Annotated in this window: 19 protein-coding genes; 7 read left to right on the top strand and 12 right to left on the bottom strand. The window is 64.3% G+C overall.

From position 1 onward, the window contains the following. Positions 1-4 precede the first annotated feature (4 nt). The gene (locus tag AQY21_RS21640; RefSeq protein ID WP_058099704.1) at positions 5-1,189 is read right to left on the bottom strand and encodes a CaiB/BaiF CoA-transferase family protein; all 1,185 of its coding nucleotides are present in this window, start codon (positions 1,187-1,189) and stop codon (positions 5-7) included. Positions 1,190-1,314: 125 nt separating this feature from the next. Here AQY21_RS21640 and AQY21_RS21635 point away from each other — a divergent pair, with 125 nt between their 5' ends. Further along, complete coding sequence (locus AQY21_RS21635) at positions 1,315-2,010, top strand: dienelactone hydrolase family protein (RefSeq protein ID WP_058099660.1); 696 nt, start codon at positions 1,315-1,317, stop codon at positions 2,008-2,010. 58 nt (positions 2,011-2,068) lie between these two features. Here the strand turns inward: AQY21_RS21635 and AQY21_RS21630 are convergent, their stop codons facing one another. Together AQY21_RS21630 and AQY21_RS21625 are read right to left on the bottom strand one after the other, a co-directional pair. Then, positions 2,069-3,715: an FAD-dependent oxidoreductase gene (locus AQY21_RS21630; protein WP_058099659.1), complete on the bottom strand. Its 1,647-nt coding sequence runs from the start codon at positions 3,713-3,715 to the stop codon at positions 2,069-2,071. A 73-nt stretch (positions 3,716-3,788) separates the two neighbouring features. Then, positions 3,789-4,829: a cupin domain-containing protein gene (locus AQY21_RS21625; RefSeq protein ID WP_058099658.1), complete on the bottom strand. Its 1,041-nt coding sequence runs from the start codon at positions 4,827-4,829 to the stop codon at positions 3,789-3,791. Positions 4,830-5,326: 497 nt separating this feature from the next. On the opposite strand from AQY21_RS21625, the gene AQY21_RS21620 reads away from it, so the two are divergent. Together AQY21_RS21620 and AQY21_RS21615 are read left to right on the top strand one after the other, a co-directional pair. Continuing rightward, positions 5,327-5,818 (top strand): type II 3-dehydroquinate dehydratase, encoded by a 492-nt coding sequence (locus AQY21_RS21620; protein WP_058099657.1) that lies wholly within the window; start codon positions 5,327-5,329, stop codon positions 5,816-5,818. Continuing rightward, on the top strand, positions 5,815-6,369 hold the full coding sequence (locus AQY21_RS21615) for a type II 3-dehydroquinate dehydratase (RefSeq protein WP_082658223.1): 555 nt from the start codon (positions 5,815-5,817) through the stop codon (positions 6,367-6,369). Before AQY21_RS21620 ends, AQY21_RS21615 begins: the two co-directional genes overlap by 4 nt. Before the next feature lie 39 nt (positions 6,370-6,408). On the opposite strand, the gene AQY21_RS21610 is transcribed toward AQY21_RS21615, so the two are convergent. The 6 genes from AQY21_RS21610 to AQY21_RS21590 form a co-directional block, all read right to left on the bottom strand. Beyond that, a complete protein-coding gene (locus AQY21_RS21610; RefSeq protein ID WP_238986862.1) occupies positions 6,409-7,602 on the bottom strand; it encodes an ABC transporter substrate-binding protein in 1,194 nt (397 codons plus the stop codon). Between the two features lie 62 nt (positions 7,603-7,664). After that, positions 7,665-8,003 (bottom strand): LysR substrate-binding domain-containing protein, encoded by a 339-nt coding sequence (locus tag AQY21_RS29440; protein WP_203416617.1) that lies wholly within the window; start codon positions 8,001-8,003, stop codon positions 7,665-7,667. Further along, positions 7,934-8,200 (bottom strand): LysR family transcriptional regulator, encoded by a 267-nt coding sequence (locus AQY21_RS29435; protein ID WP_203416615.1) that lies wholly within the window; start codon positions 8,198-8,200, stop codon positions 7,934-7,936. The genes AQY21_RS29440 and AQY21_RS29435 overlap by 70 nt, the downstream gene beginning before the upstream one ends. A gap of 187 nt (positions 8,201-8,387) precedes the next feature. Continuing rightward, on the bottom strand, positions 8,388-9,260 hold the full coding sequence (locus tag AQY21_RS21600) for a MurR/RpiR family transcriptional regulator (protein ID WP_058099653.1): 873 nt from the start codon (positions 9,258-9,260) through the stop codon (positions 8,388-8,390). 53 nt (positions 9,261-9,313) lie between these two features. Further along, complete coding sequence (locus tag AQY21_RS21595) at positions 9,314-9,550, bottom strand: hypothetical protein (protein WP_152988315.1); 237 nt, start codon at positions 9,548-9,550, stop codon at positions 9,314-9,316. 20 nt (positions 9,551-9,570) lie between these two features. Next, positions 9,571-9,807 carry an SRPBCC family protein gene (locus AQY21_RS21590; RefSeq protein WP_058099651.1) on the bottom strand — a complete coding sequence of 79 codons (237 nt, stop codon included), beginning with the start codon at positions 9,805-9,807 and terminating at the stop codon, positions 9,571-9,573. Positions 9,808-9,978: 171 nt separating this feature from the next. Here AQY21_RS21590 and AQY21_RS21585 point away from each other — a divergent pair, with 171 nt between their 5' ends. The 3 genes from AQY21_RS21585 to AQY21_RS21575 all read left to right on the top strand — a co-directional run bounded on the left by AQY21_RS21585 (position 9,979) and on the right by AQY21_RS21575 (position 11,736). Beyond that, entirely contained in the window at positions 9,979-10,842 is an 864-nt protein-coding gene (locus AQY21_RS21585; protein WP_203416613.1) for a LysR family transcriptional regulator, read from the top strand. A 137-nt stretch (positions 10,843-10,979) separates the two neighbouring features. Next, positions 10,980-11,360: a helix-turn-helix domain-containing protein gene (locus AQY21_RS21580; protein WP_058099649.1), complete on the top strand. Its 381-nt coding sequence runs from the start codon at positions 10,980-10,982 to the stop codon at positions 11,358-11,360. Positions 11,361-11,382: 22 nt separating this feature from the next. Then, positions 11,383-11,736: a cupin domain-containing protein gene (locus AQY21_RS21575; RefSeq protein ID WP_058099648.1), complete on the top strand. Its 354-nt coding sequence runs from the start codon at positions 11,383-11,385 to the stop codon at positions 11,734-11,736. A gap of 509 nt (positions 11,737-12,245) precedes the next feature. On the opposite strand, the gene AQY21_RS28110 is transcribed toward AQY21_RS21575, so the two are convergent. Continuing rightward, positions 12,246-12,392, bottom strand: a complete 147-nt coding sequence (locus tag AQY21_RS28110) for an SDR family oxidoreductase (RefSeq protein ID WP_238986861.1) — start codon at positions 12,390-12,392, stop codon at positions 12,246-12,248. Positions 12,393-12,465: 73 nt separating this feature from the next. Between AQY21_RS28110 and AQY21_RS21570 the strand changes: the two genes are divergently transcribed. Next, entirely contained in the window at positions 12,466-13,275 is an 810-nt protein-coding gene (locus tag AQY21_RS21570; protein ID WP_203416625.1) for a LysR substrate-binding domain-containing protein, read from the top strand. 249 nt (positions 13,276-13,524) lie between these two features. On the opposite strand, the gene AQY21_RS21565 is transcribed toward AQY21_RS21570, so the two are convergent. Continuing rightward, positions 13,525-14,484, bottom strand: a complete 960-nt coding sequence (locus AQY21_RS21565; protein WP_058099647.1) for an aldo/keto reductase — start codon at positions 14,482-14,484, stop codon at positions 13,525-13,527. 167 nt (positions 14,485-14,651) lie between these two features. After that, a complete protein-coding gene (locus AQY21_RS21560; RefSeq protein WP_238986860.1) occupies positions 14,652-15,488 on the bottom strand; it encodes a DMT family transporter in 837 nt (278 codons plus the stop codon). Positions 15,489-15,630: the final 142 nt, after the last annotated feature.

Raw genomic sequence — 15,630 nt, 5'->3', positions numbered from 1 at the left:
CCGGTCAGGCCTCCTCAAGCCTGCCTGCCTCGTCTTCCCTGTTCAGCATGATGCCGAATTCGGCCAGAACCTCTTCGGTATGCTCCCCGAGGACCGGCGGGCGCGAGACCTTTTTCAGCGGCGTTCCCGAAAGCTTCAACGGATTGGCCAGCAGTTTGAAGCGACCCGCCCGCGGATGGTCCAGTTCGACCACAAGATCGCGCTGAATGCGCGGATCCGCGAAAACCTCGTCGAAGGTCGCCACCGGCGCGAACATGGTCCCGGCTTCCAGAAGCACCTTGTTCCAATGTTCCATCGGCTTTTTGGCAAAGGCCCGCGCTAGGCCGGCATCGACGATCTCACGATGAGCCAGACGGCCCTCTTTGGTAGCAAGGCGCTCATCGGCCAGCAGCTCATCTGCCTCCAGCGCGCCCGCCAGTGCCCGCCAGAACTTGTCGGTATGGGCGATGATCATGATGTGGCGTTTGTCGGACGTCTCATAGGTGTTGTAGGGGACGATCTGCCAATGCGCATTCCCCATGCGGGCCGGCGTGTCGCCCGTCGAGAAATAATAGGAATCGCGCGGGATCATGCTGTAGATGGTGGCGTCCATCATCGAAAGGTCGATGCGCTGGCCCTTGCCGGTCTTCTGCCGGGCGTTCAGGGCGGCCATGACGCCGATGGTCGAAAGCAGGGGTGTAATCAAATCGCAATAGGGCATGCCGGTCTTCAGCGGACCGGTCTTTTCGTCGCCGGTCAATTGCATCAGGCCCGACAGCGCCTGGATCACCGGGTCCATCCCCGGACGGGTGCTGTCGTCGCCTTCGGCACCGAAGGCGGTGGTCTGGCAATAGATCAGCCCGGGATTCTCTGCACTGAGCTCCTCATAGGTGATTCCCAGCTTTTCGGCGATGCCCGGGCGGAAATTCACCGCGACGATATCGACATGCTTGGCCAGCTCGCGCGCGGCGCGCTTGCCGGCCTCGGTGTTCAGATCAAGGACGACGCTGCGCTTGTTGCGGTTCATCGTCAGGAAGTAGGCCGCGTCGTCACCCAGGAACGTCTCGCCGGTTTTGCGGAACGTGTCGCCCTGCGGCGGCTCGACCTTGATCACGTCCGCCCCGAAATCCGCAAGAAGCATGGTCCCCATCGGACCGTTCATCATCTGCGTGAAGTCCAGCACGCGGATTCCATCCAAAGCACCGGTCATGACGCCTCCTTCTTTCTCGCCTCCGGCATTGACCGAATGGCACATTGGCTCAACCTTTGACTTTTATCCTCAACTGCTGGATAGAAGTCAAGCAGAAATAGACAGGACTTTCGGAAAGGTGCCCTATGAACAAAACCCCCGGCTTTATCGACGTCACCGCAAGCGATGGCCATGTCCTTTCGGCCTGGAGCGCCGGTCCGCCCGCAGCCACCCGCTCGCTGGTCGTGGTACAGGAAATTTTCGGCGTGAATCACTACATCCGCTCGGTGTGCCACAAGCTGGCTGATCTGGGCTACCGCGTCATGGCCCCTGCCCTTTTCGACCGCGTCAGCCGTGGCTACGAGCGCGGCTACAGCCGCGAGGAGGCGCAGGAGGGCATGGCAATCCGGCGTCAGCTGGACGAGGCCTTGGCGCTCGACGACATTCTGGCGGCGGCGGCGCTGCTGCCTGGACGCAAGGGAATCATCGGCTTTTGCATGGGCGGCACGCTGTGCTGGCAGGCCGCCTCGCGCAGCACGGCTTTCGATGCCGCGGTCGGCTGGTACGGCACCGGAATCGCCGCCGATCTGGACGCCCGGCTGAACTGCCCCGTGCAGTTGCACTATGGCGACAAGGATCACGCCATCCCGCTGGAGGACGCCCTGAAGGTGCGGGACGCCCGCCCGGATGCCGAGGTCTTCATCTATGACGCCGGGCATGGCTTCGGCTGCACCGAGCGGGCCAGCCATGTCGAGCCGGCCGCCACGCTGGCATGGCAGCGCAGCCTGGCCTTTTTCGACCGTCACCTGGACAGGAAGCCGCCGGTCGGGTCGGACAGATAGAAACAAGGCGCGGCGGGTTTCCCTGCCGCGCCCGAAAGGGGCCGATCCGATGCCGCGCTCAGGCCGCGCTGCGGATACCCAGAGCCTGACCGTCTGCTATGCCGCGCACGGCATCGATGATCTCGCCCGGCCGCGCGGGGGCATTATCGTCGCGCCAGACCACTTGGCCGTCCGGCCGCACCAGGACGAGCCGGCGCTCGTAAAGCACCGCCGCTTCGGCGTTGTCGATGGTGACGACCCGGAACGGAACCCCGCGCGCGGCCGCTTCGGTGGCAAGCCCGTCACCCGAGGGCGCATCCTCGCCAAAGCGCAACAGGACGAATTCCTTGCCGAACAGGTCGAGAATCGACCTGCCGGGTTCAAGCCAGACATGCGGGGCGCGCGAGCCGGGCCGCGCGGTCGGGGTATAGGTCTGCACGGTGTCCTCGGGACGCGGCGTGCCGTCGGGAATGACGATAGGCGAGCCCTCGAACACATAGCCAAGATGGATGCCGATCGAGAACCATTCCCGCTTCATCAGCTCGGTATAGGCCTCGCCGAACTCGCGGCGCTTCTGTTCCGCTTCGGGGGTGTCGGCGAACATCTCGGGCCCCGGGGAGACCACCCGCGGCGACAGCATCCGCTTCAGGTTGCCGGTCGCCTCGGACACATTGCGGATCGCCACCGGCCGCATCTCGCTCTCGTAGGAGCCCAACAGGTTCGGCCCGCCCCAGCCCTCCAGCGTAGCGGCAAGCTTCCATGACAGATTCACCGCGTCCTGGATGCCGGTGTTCATCCCGAAACCGCCGGTGGGCGAGGTCAGGTGCGCCGCGTCCCCGGCCAGGAAAACCCGCTTGGTGCCATAGCTGTCCGCGACCAGCTGGCGGCGGACCCAGGGCAGCAAGGAAAGGATCTCGAAATCGAACTCCTTGCCGACCGCCCGGATGATGGCAGCCCGCATCACCTCCTCGGAATGGGTCTGCATCGTGTCGTCACCCACCAGCGAGAAGCGCCACTGATCACGACCGTTGATGGCGACGAGCGTGGCCCAAGTGCCCTCGGGCCCGATGAAGATATAGCGATAGGCCGGACGCAGATCGTGAACCCCCTCGAGATCTTTGGTGCGGAACACCACATTGGTCGTATAGGTCAGGGTCGGCTCACCCGCCATGGCGATGCCCAGCGCCTGCCGCACGCTGCTGGCGCCACCGTCGGTGCCGACCAGGTATTGCGAGCGGATCTCGAAGGTCTCGCCGCTTTCCAGATCGCGCAGCGTGCTGAGAACGCCGTCCTCGTCCTCGACAAAGCCGACCAGCTCGGTGCGGTAGCGCAGCGAGACATGCGGATATTGGCCGGCAAAGCGCCGCAGCACCGGGTCGAAGAAATTCTGCGGGCAGCGTTCGCGCTTCTGCGGGCTTTGCGGCGGGCATTTCTCGTCCTGCGGGGCCGGAAACACCTCGCGCCCGAATTCATGTCCAGTCAGCGACGTCACCCAGGCGCAGTCCTGCGGATAAGCGCGGTTGTAGCCCGCGCTTTCGACCCAGGGCACGATTCCCCAGCGACGGCAGAATTCCATGGTGCGGATGCCGATCATGTCCATTTTCGGTTGCAAGATCTGGCCGTCGCTCCGCTCGACCAGCGTGCAGGCGGTGCCGCGAAAGCCCAGATCCCCAGCCAGCGCCAAACCAATCGGGCCAGCGCCGACGATCAAAACAGGAGTGTCCATACTTTTCTTCCCTGAATGTGGCAGGCGCAGCGCGCCTGATAACTGCGGGCGAGGCCCGCGACGAGTTTCCGCGTCAGGCCGGCTGCTCGCGATAGAAGCCGAGCTTTTCGAGGGCGGGGATGTCGTTCACCTGGAACAGCACGGCTTCGTTCAGCCCGGTGTTCAGATGCTCGTGCACGGCCCAGGGCGGCAGAGCCAGGAAATCGCCCTTGGCCCAGTCGAAGCGCTGGCCGTCGATGATCGTCGCCCCCTCGCCCCGCACCACGTAATAGACCGCACTACCGGTGTGACGATGCGCACGCGTATGCGTGCCCGGGCGCAGCATCTGAAGCCGCGTGCCGATGGTCGGTAATGCCGGCTCGCCGGTCAGCGGGTTCTGATATTCCAGGATCACGTCGTCATAAGGGTCGGGGTCGAGTCCAGCAGCCTGCCGTAGCGCCTCTTCCGACATGGCGCGGGTATAGGCGAGCATCGGGCTGTATTTCGTCGGACCGGGCCGGCGGGGCGGCCGCATCAGACCGCTGCCGTAACGACGATAAGACTCATCCGGGATCACATTGGGCGTCTGCCGTGCGGATTCGAAATCCTCGAAGAAGACGGCATGGCAGGACCGCACCAGCGAGATGTCCAGAACGTCGATCCAGACCATGGGCTCGCTGCCCTTGTGCTCATGATCGTGCCAAGTCCAGTTCGGAGTCAGCACAAGATCGCCCTCGTTGATCTGGTACATCTCGCCGTCAACGGTGGTATCGGCCCCTTCGCCCTGCATGATGAAGCGTAGCGCCGAGGCCATGTGGCGATGCGCCGTGGCGATTTCACCGGGCAGGATATACTGGATAGAGACCCAGAAGGTTGGCGTCGTGCCATAGGGCAGGCCCGGATTGCTGAGTTGCAAGGTCCGGCGCACACCGCCCGCCTGAAGCTTTAGCCGCGAGCCGATCTGTTCCAGCTGCTCGGCAATATCCTTCGCTTTCCACAAGACCGGCACCATGGAGGAATTCGGCTCCTTGGTGAACAGCGGCCGGTCAGGCGAGCTGACCCGGAAATTATACTTCTCAAGTTCGGCAATCAGGGCCTGCCGTTCATCGGCATCAACCATCTGCACCTCAGCCATCCAATCCTCCCTTCACTATCCGACGGGTTGATGGCCTTCCGGGTGGGCCGTCAGCCCGATCCGGCCCCGGATAACCCACGCCATCGACGCTATCATGCGGCGGCGGAAAGTGTTTGTCAATGGATCAACCATTAATTTCCAGCTATGCCGACGACATCTGTGCAAGACATACCGGCAAGCATGTCGCGAAAGTGAGAGCTTGATCTCAAAAGGTTTAACCATTGACAATTAGTGTGCAACGGAGTATCCAAAGATCACCATGTCGGAAGGACTGCCACACCGCAGCAGCCGGGTAGCGGGGCACAACCGCAAAAGGCAGAGTTCAGGCCCGGCCGCCCGCGAGCGCCCGAAACGCGAGGCGAGCCTCAGATATTGGTACTCACCGAAACCAAATCCGGACGATTCCCTTGACACAAACTGTCACAACCTACCCGGGGGAGGCTTCCGCCAACCTCCGCGCTCTGCGCCGCAGTGACCGGCGATGGCACATTGAAGTTATGGACGGCCCCAACATGCCACATCTCGGCAAGCGTGACCGGAGGCTTTTTGGCGACATGGCGTCACTTGCGGATCTGCAACAGATGGTCGTTGCATTCGGGGAGTCGCTGGGTGTCGACGTGCACACCTTCGCCTCCAACCGCGAGGGCGAACTGCTCGAACATGTTTACGCGACAGCGGCCTTTACAGACGGCTACGTTGTCGACCCTGGCGGACTGGCAACCGTCAGCCAGGGTTGGCCGCATGCGCTGATCGAAAGCCGCAAGCCCGTCGTTGAGGTGTGTTTCTACAACATGGTGGCGCAAGGGGAGCAATCGACGTTCGGCGCAACGGTCATCGGCCGCATCATGGGCCTGAGGCAATATTCCTATCTGGCGGCGATCCTGTCCCTTGTCCTTGCACTCGATGACGAATCTTTCCTACATCCCGAAGCACCGAGCACCGAGACGGTGCGGCGCCAGGGTACACCCTACAGCTTCCGACTGACATGAACAGGCCAGCCGTTCCAGACCCCGCATGGGCATACCAGTTCGGCGTCGCACTGCGTAGCTTTCGACCCGGACATCACCAATGGCGCTTCTACCTGATCGACGGGCCGAATATGGCCAACCTTGGTCGTGGTGGCGGAACCGGAGGACGGGATCCGCGGACCTATGGCTCGGTCACTTCGCTGAATGACCTGCAATCCGCAGTTTCCGGCTTCGCGGAAGGCCTGGGGACCGTCATCCAGGCCCATTCGTCCTATCACGAGGCCGATCTGGTCGCGCTCGTCTATGAAACCGCCGCGGATTGCGATGGCTTCTTCGTGAATCCGGCAGCGCTCACGCGCTTCGGTGCCCCTCTGAGGATCGCGCTCGTGGAAGCACGGCGACCACTCATCGAGCTGCATTTCTCGAACATATCCGCGATTGGCTGGCAGGGAGGACAGACGACCCCCCTCGCTACGGCAGTCGTGATGGGCTTGCGACAATACAGCTATCTCGCCGCGGTCTTCGGTCTGATCTGCGCGCTCGACGCCGGGGAAATCGATTCCAGAACATAGATAGGCCCGGCGTGCAAACGCCGGGCTTTCCTTTCGTCGTTACGGATGGAACGAAGTCAGGTCCGGTTTCACCAGATCCTTTCCACCATTCGCAACGGTGATAAAGGTGAACCAGCCCGAATCGGGCGATCCATGGCGCTGATCGTCAGCAAAACGATAGGCGGCATCCTCATTCCCCTGCAGCCCCTGCCAGGTTCCCATGGCGAGAACCCCGTCGCGGAAAGCTGTCCTGGCAGCCTCGATATCCCCGGCATCGATCGCCGTCAGCACCTCTGGCCGTGCAGCGACCTCAAGAGCGAGCTTCGCACCGTCATAGCCGATAATGGGATAGAGGGTGGGCTGCGTCTTCTCGCCGAACTTCTTTGTATAGGCATCGAAGAACGCCTGTACATCGGGACGGTCGGTGTCAACTGTATTCGGAATGATCATCCCATCAGCTGCGCTGCCCGCAATGTCCCGCAGTGTCTTGAGCAGACCACTACGCGTGACGACGATGGGAAGGTCGACACCAAGCTGCCTGATCGTCCGCAGCAACCGCCCCCCATCCGCCGGATAGGGGAAAAGCACGATCACCTCTGGATCTGCGTCGCGCACATTGAGCACCTGGGGCGACAGGTCTGCGGCTGCGGGATCGTACGATTCCTGCGCGACGATCTTAATGCCTTTTGCTGTCATCAGTTCTTGGGCGTCACGGGCGCTGTCCATTCCGAACGGAAGGGAAACATGGATGATCGCAACCCGCTTGAACCCCTGCTCCGCCAGCAGTTCGACATATGCAGCGGCGTCCTGGGCGTTGCGTGGTCCGAACCGGAACAAATAGGGAGCCGGATTGTCCGTGAGATTGTTGGTTCCCGCAGACATCATGAAATACGGGATGCCATATTCGTTCGCGACCGGCGTGATTGCCGCGGCGGCTGCGGCGACATTTCCACCGTGGATCATCAGCGCACCGTCATCCTCGGCGCAGCGCGCGGCAAAGCTGGCTGTCAGTTGCGGATCGGTCTTTCCGTCATATTCTATGATTTCAATTGGGTGACCGGCGACGCCTCCGGCAGCGTTTGCCTCGTCCACGGCCAACAGCAGCCCCCGGAAGCTTTCGTTTCCGGTATCGGCTGCAGCGCCGCTTCGATCATCCACAGAGCAAATGCGAATAGGCTCAGCCGCCATTGCTTGCACGGCAAGAAGCATCCCGATCGCAAATGTGCAGCCGGACAATAAGAGCTTTCGTTTCAACGTGTCTCCTCCCTGTCTACAGACAGGTTCATGACGCCATCGATCAGAATTTTTGTCAATGGTTAATCCATTGTATAAATTTTCTTGTCATAGGTTGAGGTTCCTGCCGGCAAGCCTGAGTGCCCGGCGGGCGGTCGAACAGATTCGAGAGTTCCATCGGGATCAAAGCCAGACATCCGGGCCAGATCGTCCTGATGCGCCGCGACGACGACCAGCCGGTCCTTGGCAAAGGGATGCAGCTCCAGCCTGTCCCGCTCCGCCGCCGAGAGAATGCCAAGATCGTCAAAGCCCGCCGCCACGTTGCGCGCGATCTCGATGCTCTGGCGTTCCTTCAGGTCGAGATCGATGCACGGATTGGCGGCCCTCCAGTCGGCAAGCCGCAGCGGCAGCAATTCGGCCATGGGTTCGGCCATGGGAGCGTGTTCGTCACCCGCAGGGTCGAGCGCAGCCCCTTGGCATATTCGCCAAGCTCCCCGCGCCACATGGCCATCTGGCGGCAGATCAGCCGCGCATGATGGGCCAGCGCCTCACCGGCCTCGGTCAGCGTCACGCCGCGCCGCCCGCGTTCCAACAGCCTGACGTCGCCGGATAGTTCCATGCTGGGATTCGGCGGATTCACTCCCGACGCGATAAGAGCTACCATGGCCTCACTGTTGCAAGTGCTTCAGAGACACCTCACTTGAAACGTCGAGAGGCGGCGTTGGGATGGCATTCCCGGCCCCGACCCCAGCTTTGCGACAATGCCCCCCGCCCTGCTGGCGCTGGCTCGCCCTGTGCCGCAGCCGTTATCCCTCGCGATCTGCTTTGTCGGTCTCGCCATTCTTCGAACCCCTGGGCGGCAAGCGGCGCTTGGGGGCGGTATAATAGGTATTGAGCTCCAGCAGGTGGCGGTCGGCGTTCTGCAACGCGGCCAGCGCGCCGTCGCGGTCGCGATTGGCCAGTAAACCGCAAAGCACCTCGGACACAGCCAGTGCCGGGGCCAGCGTGTGAAAGAAGGTCGGGCTTTCGGTTGGACAAAGGATCACCTCGTCGGCGATGGCGACCAGAGGCGAGACTTCGCTGTCGGTGATCGCCACCACGGCCAGCCCCTTGTCGCGCGCCATATGCGCCAGTTCCAGCGAATGCCGCGCATAGGGGGTGATCGACACCGCCAGCAGCACGTCCTGGGTCCCGGCGCCCATCAGTCCGTCGCCGACTGTGCCCGCCGGCCCGTCCAGATGCACGCTGCGTTCGCCCAGCAGAGTCATGACATAGTGGAAATGCCAGGCGACCAGGTGGCACGAGCGCAGTCCCAGAACGTAAATCCGGCGCGCCTGGCCCAGGCGCGCGACAGCGGCTTCAAGCCGGGCGATAGCACCGGGCTCGGTCAGGCGCGCAATCTGCACCGACAGGCTTTGCAGCATCTGCACGGCCAGCCCTTCGCCGCTGGCGCTGGCGCGTTCCTGCTGCGCGGCAAAGCCGTCGATACGCTGGCGGATGGCGCGGGCATGATGGGTGCGGATGTCGTCATAACCGTCCAGGCCCAGGAACTTGGCCAGCCGAGTCATGGTCGAAGGTTGCACCTCCGCGTTGCGGGCCAGCTGCCGCATCGAAACCAGAGCCACCTCGTCGGGATGTTCCAGGATATAGCGCGCGGCCTGCTGCAATTGCGACGGCATGCTGTCGAAGGCGGCGATCAGCCGGGCCGACCGCGATTCCGATGCCGATTTTCCTATTGCGCATCACCGCTCCTTTCCCGGGGCGATTGTCCCGCCTCCACCCTGGCTTTCAGCGCCGCGTTCATCCTTTCGAAATCGGCACCGAACCGCTTCGCGTCGATGAACCCCAGCAGCACGCCATGAAACCCCTCGCCATGGATCAGATAGGTGCTGCCCTGGCGCTCGTCGAGGATGAAGTAATGCTCGCCGTCGAGGGCGTGCGGCAGGAACAGGCGGCCAAGCCAGCGCAACTCCCTTGCCGGCTCGACCTTCAGCACAACCGCTTGAAGGTGATCTGGTTGCCGGTTCCGGGCCGCATCCTGTTGACGAGCGTTTCGCCCTCGGCCAATGCGCCCTCCACCGACACGATGAAGGGATTCCAGTCGCGATAGCTGCCCGGATCACCCAGCAGCGCCCACAGCTGCGCGGGCGTGGCGTCGATCCCGACCTCCGTGACCACCTCCTGCCGCGGAGCGAACGCGAACGCCGCCACCAGAATGGCGGCCACCGGCCGGCTGCAAGCAGGATGTTCATGGCGTCCCTCCGCATTGACCCTGTCCGTGGACAAGACATAGGCCGCGCAAGGAGGAACGAAAATTGACGAATGGCGTAGGGACGATATACAAAATCGTATGTCTGGTCGTGTCGATAGCTGGGATCATGGCGCAGCTTTCTCGCCGTGGTCGAGGAAGGCAGCCTGTCGGGGGCGGCCAGAGCCCTGAGGCTGACCCAACCGACGGTGGGCCGTCATGTCGACGCGCTCGAGGACGGGATCGGGGCAAGGCTCTTCACCCGTTCGCGGGGCGGACTGGATCCGACCCCACTGGCACTGTCGCTGGTGCCGCAGGCAAAGGACATGGCCATGATCGCGGACGACCTGCTCCGCACGGCCTCGGGCGAGCGGGATGAGTTGCGCGGCACCGTCCGGCTGGCGGCGGTCGATATAGTCGGAACCTTCGTGCTGCCGCCGATCCTGGCCGCCTTCCACGAGGGCCACCCCGGGATCGACATCGAACTGACGCTGTCGACCCGCAACGAGAACCTTCTCCGCCGCGAGGCCGACACCGCGGTGCGCATGGTTCGCCCCGAACAGCAGGCCATCGTTGCGCGCCATGTCGGGTTCGTGCGGGTCGGCCTGTTCGCCCATCGCCGCTATGTCGCCGCCCACGGCTTGCCAGAGACGGCCGCAGAGCTGTTCTCCTACCCGTTGATCGGCATCGATCAGGAAGAAGGCCTTGTCGCCGACATATCGTTCGGCGGCCACCCGCTGTCGCGCGAGAGCTTCGCCTTTCGCTGCGACAGCGCCGTGGCACAGCTAATGGCCGTGAAGGCCGGCTGCGGCATCGGCGCCTGCCACCTTGGACTTGCGGCCAATGAGCCGGATCTGGTGCGGGTGCTGCCGGATATGGTGGAGTTCGGCTATGAGATGTGGATCGCCATGCACGAAGACCTGCGCGACACGCGCCGGATGCGGTTGCTGTTCGACCATCTGGCCGAAAACCTCGCCGCCTATTCGGAAATACGATGGCTTCGGCAGGCTTGAGCCGTCGTCAGGTCGCGCATGATCGGATGCGGACGGTTATCCCGTGCAGGCCGAACGCGGCCCTGGGCTTCGGCGACCGCTCCGTCCCACCGAATGCGATCACGCTGTGGTGGTGGCCCCGAAGAGAGCACCGGATCATGCTGGTCGGGCAGAATCCCGCAGGCTTGGCTATGCTGTTCTGCCCGGGCCGGGACCTGTTCGAACTGATCACCAGCCGCGGGCCGCTGCTGATCCTCTGGTCGCCGCGGGACGGCCCCCAGCGCTTCTACGAGGTCCGCAACGCGGTCGAGGGCACCAGCGAGCGCGTGCTGTCCGAGGTGCTGAAGAAGCTGTGCCGTCACGGGCTGATCACCCGCCATGTCGAGCCGAGCGTCCCGCCAAAGGTCAGTTATGCCCTGACCGGCCTGGGCGAGGGGTTGCTGGGCATCATGGACGGGCTGACCGGCTGGATCGGGCGCGAACTGGAAAACGTCGAGGCGGCCAAGCGCCGCTATAACGCGCAGGAAGGCATGGCATGATGGCGACAAACGGAGAGAGCTGATGAGCGACGCGATAAACCTGGCGGAGAAACTGGCAAGCTTCGACCAAAAATGGTCGCCCCGGACCGTGGCGACGTTCAACGGCCATGACGTGACGGTCGTCAAGGTCGAGGGAGAGTTCAGGTGGCATTCCTATCCCGACACGGACGATTTCTTCCTTGTCCTGCAAGGCGAGATCGAGATCCGGCTGCGGGACCGGGTGGTGTCGCTGAAGGCCGGCGAGATGTTCGTCGTCCCGAAGGGCGTCGAGCATTGCCCGGTTGCCCGCAAGGAAGCCCATCTGTTGCTGATCGAGCCGACCGGCACGCCCAATACCGGCGATGCTGCTACGGCTGCCGAACGCAACCTCATCTGATCGAAAGGCGGCAGGACCGTCGCCCCCTGCGTTCCGCGATCACGGCGCATGGCGCTGCCCGACCGCCCCGAGCCAGCGCTCCACCCCATCGCGATCACCTCGTCGCCGAAGCACTCGCAAAGCGCATCGCTCACCTGTTTCGCGCGGGCGATGGCGTTGGTGAGAACGGCGCGGCCCTGCTCGCTCAGCGCCGCCTGGGAGCCGCGCCCAACGGTCGGATGGGCGGCCGCACCAGCCCTGGCACGCCTGTCGACCCCTCCCTCACCGAGGTGCAGGCCGTGATCGACGCACGCGACCCTCGCGCAAGGATCCGCAAGAGCCTGCGGGAATCGCGTTTGCGCGTCCATCGCAGGATGATCGCGCTGAACGATCAAGCGGCCTGCAAATAGTCGGTTTCCGCAGCCCGGTTGCCCGCCGCCGGCCCGGAAGCCGCGGCATGAGGACGGCGATCAAAGCCGCAGGCCACCACCGCTGGCCCCGGCTCAGGGGTGGCTGGCCCGGTGGGCGCCTCACGCGGTCGGCACGGTTCCTCCGTCGATCACATGTTTCGTGCCCGTGATAGAGGCTGCGCGATCCGAGGCGAGAAAAGCGATGAGGCGGGGCCCCTCAGCCGGTTCCGCGGGCCGGCCGAGGGGGATGCCGCCAAGCGCTTCCATGATGATCCGCTTGCCGGGCGCGCTTGCCCTGCAGGGTCAGAAAGCCGGTCATCAGCGGATCTTCAGATCGGTGATGCGGCCGCCCGCCATCGCCCGGCTGGAGGCGGGCCTCGGCGTGCGGCTGTTCAACCGGACCACCCGCAGCGTATCGCTGAGCGATGCCGGGCGGCAGTTCATCGCAAGCGTCTCGCCGGCGCTGGCCAAGATCCGCGGGGCGATGGACAGTGTCCGCGCGCAGGGCCAGACGCCCTCGGGGATGCTGCGCATCAACGCCTCGGCGGTAGCGGGGCGAGAGATCATCTCGCCCCTGGTGCTGGAGTTCCTGCGCCGTCATCCCCGGATGCAGGTCGATCTGGTAACCGAGGAGCGGCTGGTCGACATCGTGGCCGAGGGGTTCGACCTGGGCATTCGCACCGCCGACCTGGTGCCCAGCGACATGATCGCCCTGCCGCTCGGCAAGCCGCAGCGTTATGCGGTCGTCGCGACTCCGGCCTGGCTGGCGGACCGGCCCGGGCCGCTGGTCCCGGCCGATCTGCTGGCGTATGATTGCATCCGGGTCCGGCTGCCCGACGGAAGGCTCTTTCGTTGGTATTTCGAGCGGCAGGGCGAGGTGGTGCAGATCGACGTCCGCGGCCGCATGATCCTGGACGAGGCGGCCATCGCCCGCGCTGCCGTGCTGGAGGGCGCGGGCATCGGCTTCTTCATCGAGCAGAACGTGGCCGAGGACATCGCCGCCGGACGCCTGATCCGCCTGCTGGAGGACTGGACCCCGCCGCGCCCCGGCTTCTGCCTGTATTATCCCGGCCGCAGAAACCCCTCGGCGGGGTTCACCGCCTTCCTCGCGATGGCGCGAGAGATGGCGCGGCAGGCGCAATGGGGCTGACGGCCCCTCTGCTTCCCGCTCAACTGGCCCCTGCCAGCACCCCCCGCATCCAGGCCCGCCGGATAATGCAGATGGCCCGAGGCATCGTTCGCGACCAGCCAGACCGCCCCGGGAATCATCTCGGAGATCGAAAGGCCGATATTCGCCGGCAATTGCGTCGCGGGTGCATCGCGGGACTCGGTCAGCCTCACCCGCAGGCCGAAACACAGGCCAGGCCAGCGCACAGCGAAAAACGGGCCAGCGCCGAGCTCAGCAATAGCGCTCGACGAAAGCCATCTGATGATCGCCATAGCGGTCGCCATGGGCAAACCCCGCAGGCAGGATGCGCTCGATTGCCGCAATATCCGCAGCGGCAAGATCCGGAACCTGCCAGTCGCGAAGGTGATCCGCCGTCCGGGTTGCCGGGATCGGAACGATGTGATCCCCCTGCGCCAGAACCCATGCCAGCGCCGCGCCAGGGACCGTCCAGCCCCGCTGGGCACAGAGATCGCGGAAGGGCGCAATGGCGGCGAGGTTTGCCGAGAAGTTCGGCTCGGTGAAACGCGGGTTGGTTTCGCGAAAATCGATGCCGGCCCGGAAATCCCGTTTCAGCGGTTCGCGTCCGAACATCCCCCGGCCCAGCGGAGAAAAGGCGACGAAGGCGACGCCAAGCTCGCGGCAAGCCTGGATCAGGCCCAGCTGGGGCAGCCGCGTCCAGAGGGAGAATTCGCTTTGAACCGCGGTCACGGGATATTCGGCATGGGCGCGGCGCAAGGTCGATGGTGCAATCTCGGACAGGCCATAGCCGCCGATCTTTCCCTCCTGCACCAGCTTCGACATCGTCCCGGCCAGGTCCTCGACAGGGATGTCGGGCTGGCGGCGGTGGATGTAGTAAAGCTCCACGTGCTCGCGTTTCAGCCGGCGCAGCGATTCCTCGAGGCATTGGCGGATATAGGGCTCGTCATTGCGCACCGCACGCGGCGGCCCGTTGACGATGCCGCATTTCGTGGCCAGATGCAGGTCGCGACGCCCCCAGCGACCGATGATCTGTTCCGATACGCCCATGCCGTAGATATTGGCCGTGTCGAAATGGCTGATGCCGGCATCCATCGCCGCGTCGAGGCAGGCCAGCGAAGTCGCCTCGTCCGTTGCGCCGAACATGCCGCCAAAGCTCATCGTGCCGAAACCGATGGCGCCGACGTTGCAGTCGCCGAGCCGTCTCTGTTCCATTCCTGCCTCCTGTGCCGCGGTGCGGCAGGGAAACGCGGCCTGCCCCGCCCGTCAAGCGAAAGCGCCCTCATTTCCGGCGGCCCCTGGCACCAACGCGGCATCCAGGCACCGCATTGGGGCCCGTTCGTCGAACCGACGTTCATGCTCGATGCGGTGCTTCCGGCAATCTAAGCCCCTTTGGACGCGCTTCGCCACATGATGAACAGCCCGGACAGGACGATCATGGCCGAACCGAGAAGCATCGGGGCGGTGAGGCGCTCTCCGAACAGAAGGACGCCCAGCGCGACGCCAAAGATCAGCCGCACATACCTGAAGGGCGTGACGGCAGATACCTCGCCCGTGCGCATCGCCTTCATCAGGCAGGCATAGGCGCAGACACCACAAAGCACCGCGCCCGCCAGAAACAGGCAAGCCCGATTTTCAGGAAGGACGAACGCTGCATCCGACCAGAAGGAAACGATCATGCCGGCCATCGCCACCGCCAGAAACCCGTAGAAGCCAAGGACATTGGTCCCCAGCGTCGCGGGGGCCGCCCGGCTGGCAAGGTCTCGTCCGGCAAATCCCAGCATGCCCGCGACGGCGAGGAGCGAGAGCATGGAGAAGCTGTCCGTTCCCGGCCTGATGATCACCAGCACGCCCGCCATGCCCAGCAGGATGGCGCTCCACCGGCGCCACCCGACCCGCTCGCCGAAGACCAGGGCGGCGGCGGCCACCACCACGACCGGCGTCGCCTGGAGAATGACGGTGGCTGCCGAAAGCGGTATCAGCGCCAGCGCGAGAACATAGAACAGCCTGCCCGCGATCTCGAACACCACCCGCAGGCGCATCGGGAACGACTGCACCTCGGGCGTGAAAAGGCTTTCGCCTGCCCATCGGGCCAGGCCGGCAAAGACCAGCGCGCCGCCTGCCCCGAAGGTGACGAGGATCTGAGCGATCGGGATGGTGGAGGACGCGCCCTTGATCAGGGCATCCTCGAAGGTGAATCCCGCCATCGCCGCCACCATCCACAAGGCGCCGACAAGGTTGGCGGCATGGCGCGGGCGCGCGACCAGGGTTTCTTGCGGAGGGGCCGAAACGCGTTCCATGGATGGGCTCGTCCAATGAATGGTAAGAAGACCTTTGCCCGGGGTGCTATCAGTCCGCGCC

This window comes from Paracoccus sp. MKU1 (assembly GCF_001447385.1).
GTDB lineage: Bacteria > Pseudomonadota > Alphaproteobacteria > Rhodobacterales > Rhodobacteraceae > Paracoccus.
Note: the sequence above shows the minus strand (reverse complement) of the source record. Positions and strands in the feature narration are given on the sequence as shown.

Bases quoted from the DNA above. Each gene is read 5' to 3' on its own strand.
- AQY21_RS21635 (WP_058099660.1), top strand. From the start codon at position 1,315: ATGAACAAAACCCCCGGCTTTATCGACGTCACCGCAAGCGATGGCCAT.
- AQY21_RS29435 (WP_203416615.1), bottom strand. From the start codon at position 8,200: ATGGAACTATCCGGCGACGTCAGGCTGTTGGAACGCGGGCGGCGCGGC.
- AQY21_RS21580 (WP_058099649.1), top strand. From the start codon at position 10,980: ATGCTGGTCGGGCAGAATCCCGCAGGCTTGGCTATGCTGTTCTGCCCG.
- AQY21_RS21620 (WP_058099657.1), top strand. From the start codon at position 5,327: ATGGACGGCCCCAACATGCCACATCTCGGCAAGCGTGACCGGAGGCTT.
- AQY21_RS21615 (WP_082658223.1), top strand. From the start codon at position 5,815: ATGAACAGGCCAGCCGTTCCAGACCCCGCATGGGCATACCAGTTCGGC.
- AQY21_RS21575 (WP_058099648.1), top strand. From the start codon at position 11,383: ATGAGCGACGCGATAAACCTGGCGGAGAAACTGGCAAGCTTCGACCAA.
- AQY21_RS21600 (WP_058099653.1), bottom strand. From the start codon at position 9,260: ATGCCGTCGCAATTGCAGCAGGCCGCGCGCTATATCCTGGAACATCCC.
- AQY21_RS21640 (WP_058099704.1), bottom strand. From the start codon at position 1,189: ATGACCGGTGCTTTGGATGGAATCCGCGTGCTGGACTTCACGCAGATG.
- AQY21_RS21630 (WP_058099659.1), bottom strand. From the start codon at position 3,715: ATGGACACTCCTGTTTTGATCGTCGGCGCTGGCCCGATTGGTTTGGCG.
- AQY21_RS21565 (WP_058099647.1), bottom strand. From the start codon at position 14,484: ATGGAACAGAGACGGCTCGGCGACTGCAACGTCGGCGCCATCGGTTTC.
- AQY21_RS21570 (WP_203416625.1), top strand. From the start codon at position 12,466: ATGCGGCCGCCCGCCATCGCCCGGCTGGAGGCGGGCCTCGGCGTGCGG.
- AQY21_RS21560 (WP_238986860.1), bottom strand. From the start codon at position 15,488: ATGGTGGCGGCGATGGCGGGATTCACCTTCGAGGATGCCCTGATCAAG.
- AQY21_RS29440 (WP_203416617.1), bottom strand. From the start codon at position 8,003: ATGGCCGAATTGCTGCCGCTGCGGCTTGCCGACTGGAGGGCCGCCAAT.
- AQY21_RS21625 (WP_058099658.1), bottom strand. From the start codon at position 4,829: ATGGCTGAGGTGCAGATGGTTGATGCCGATGAACGGCAGGCCCTGATT.
- AQY21_RS28110 (WP_238986861.1), bottom strand. From the start codon at position 12,392: ATGGAAGCGCTTGGCGGCATCCCCCTCGGCCGGCCCGCGGAACCGGCT.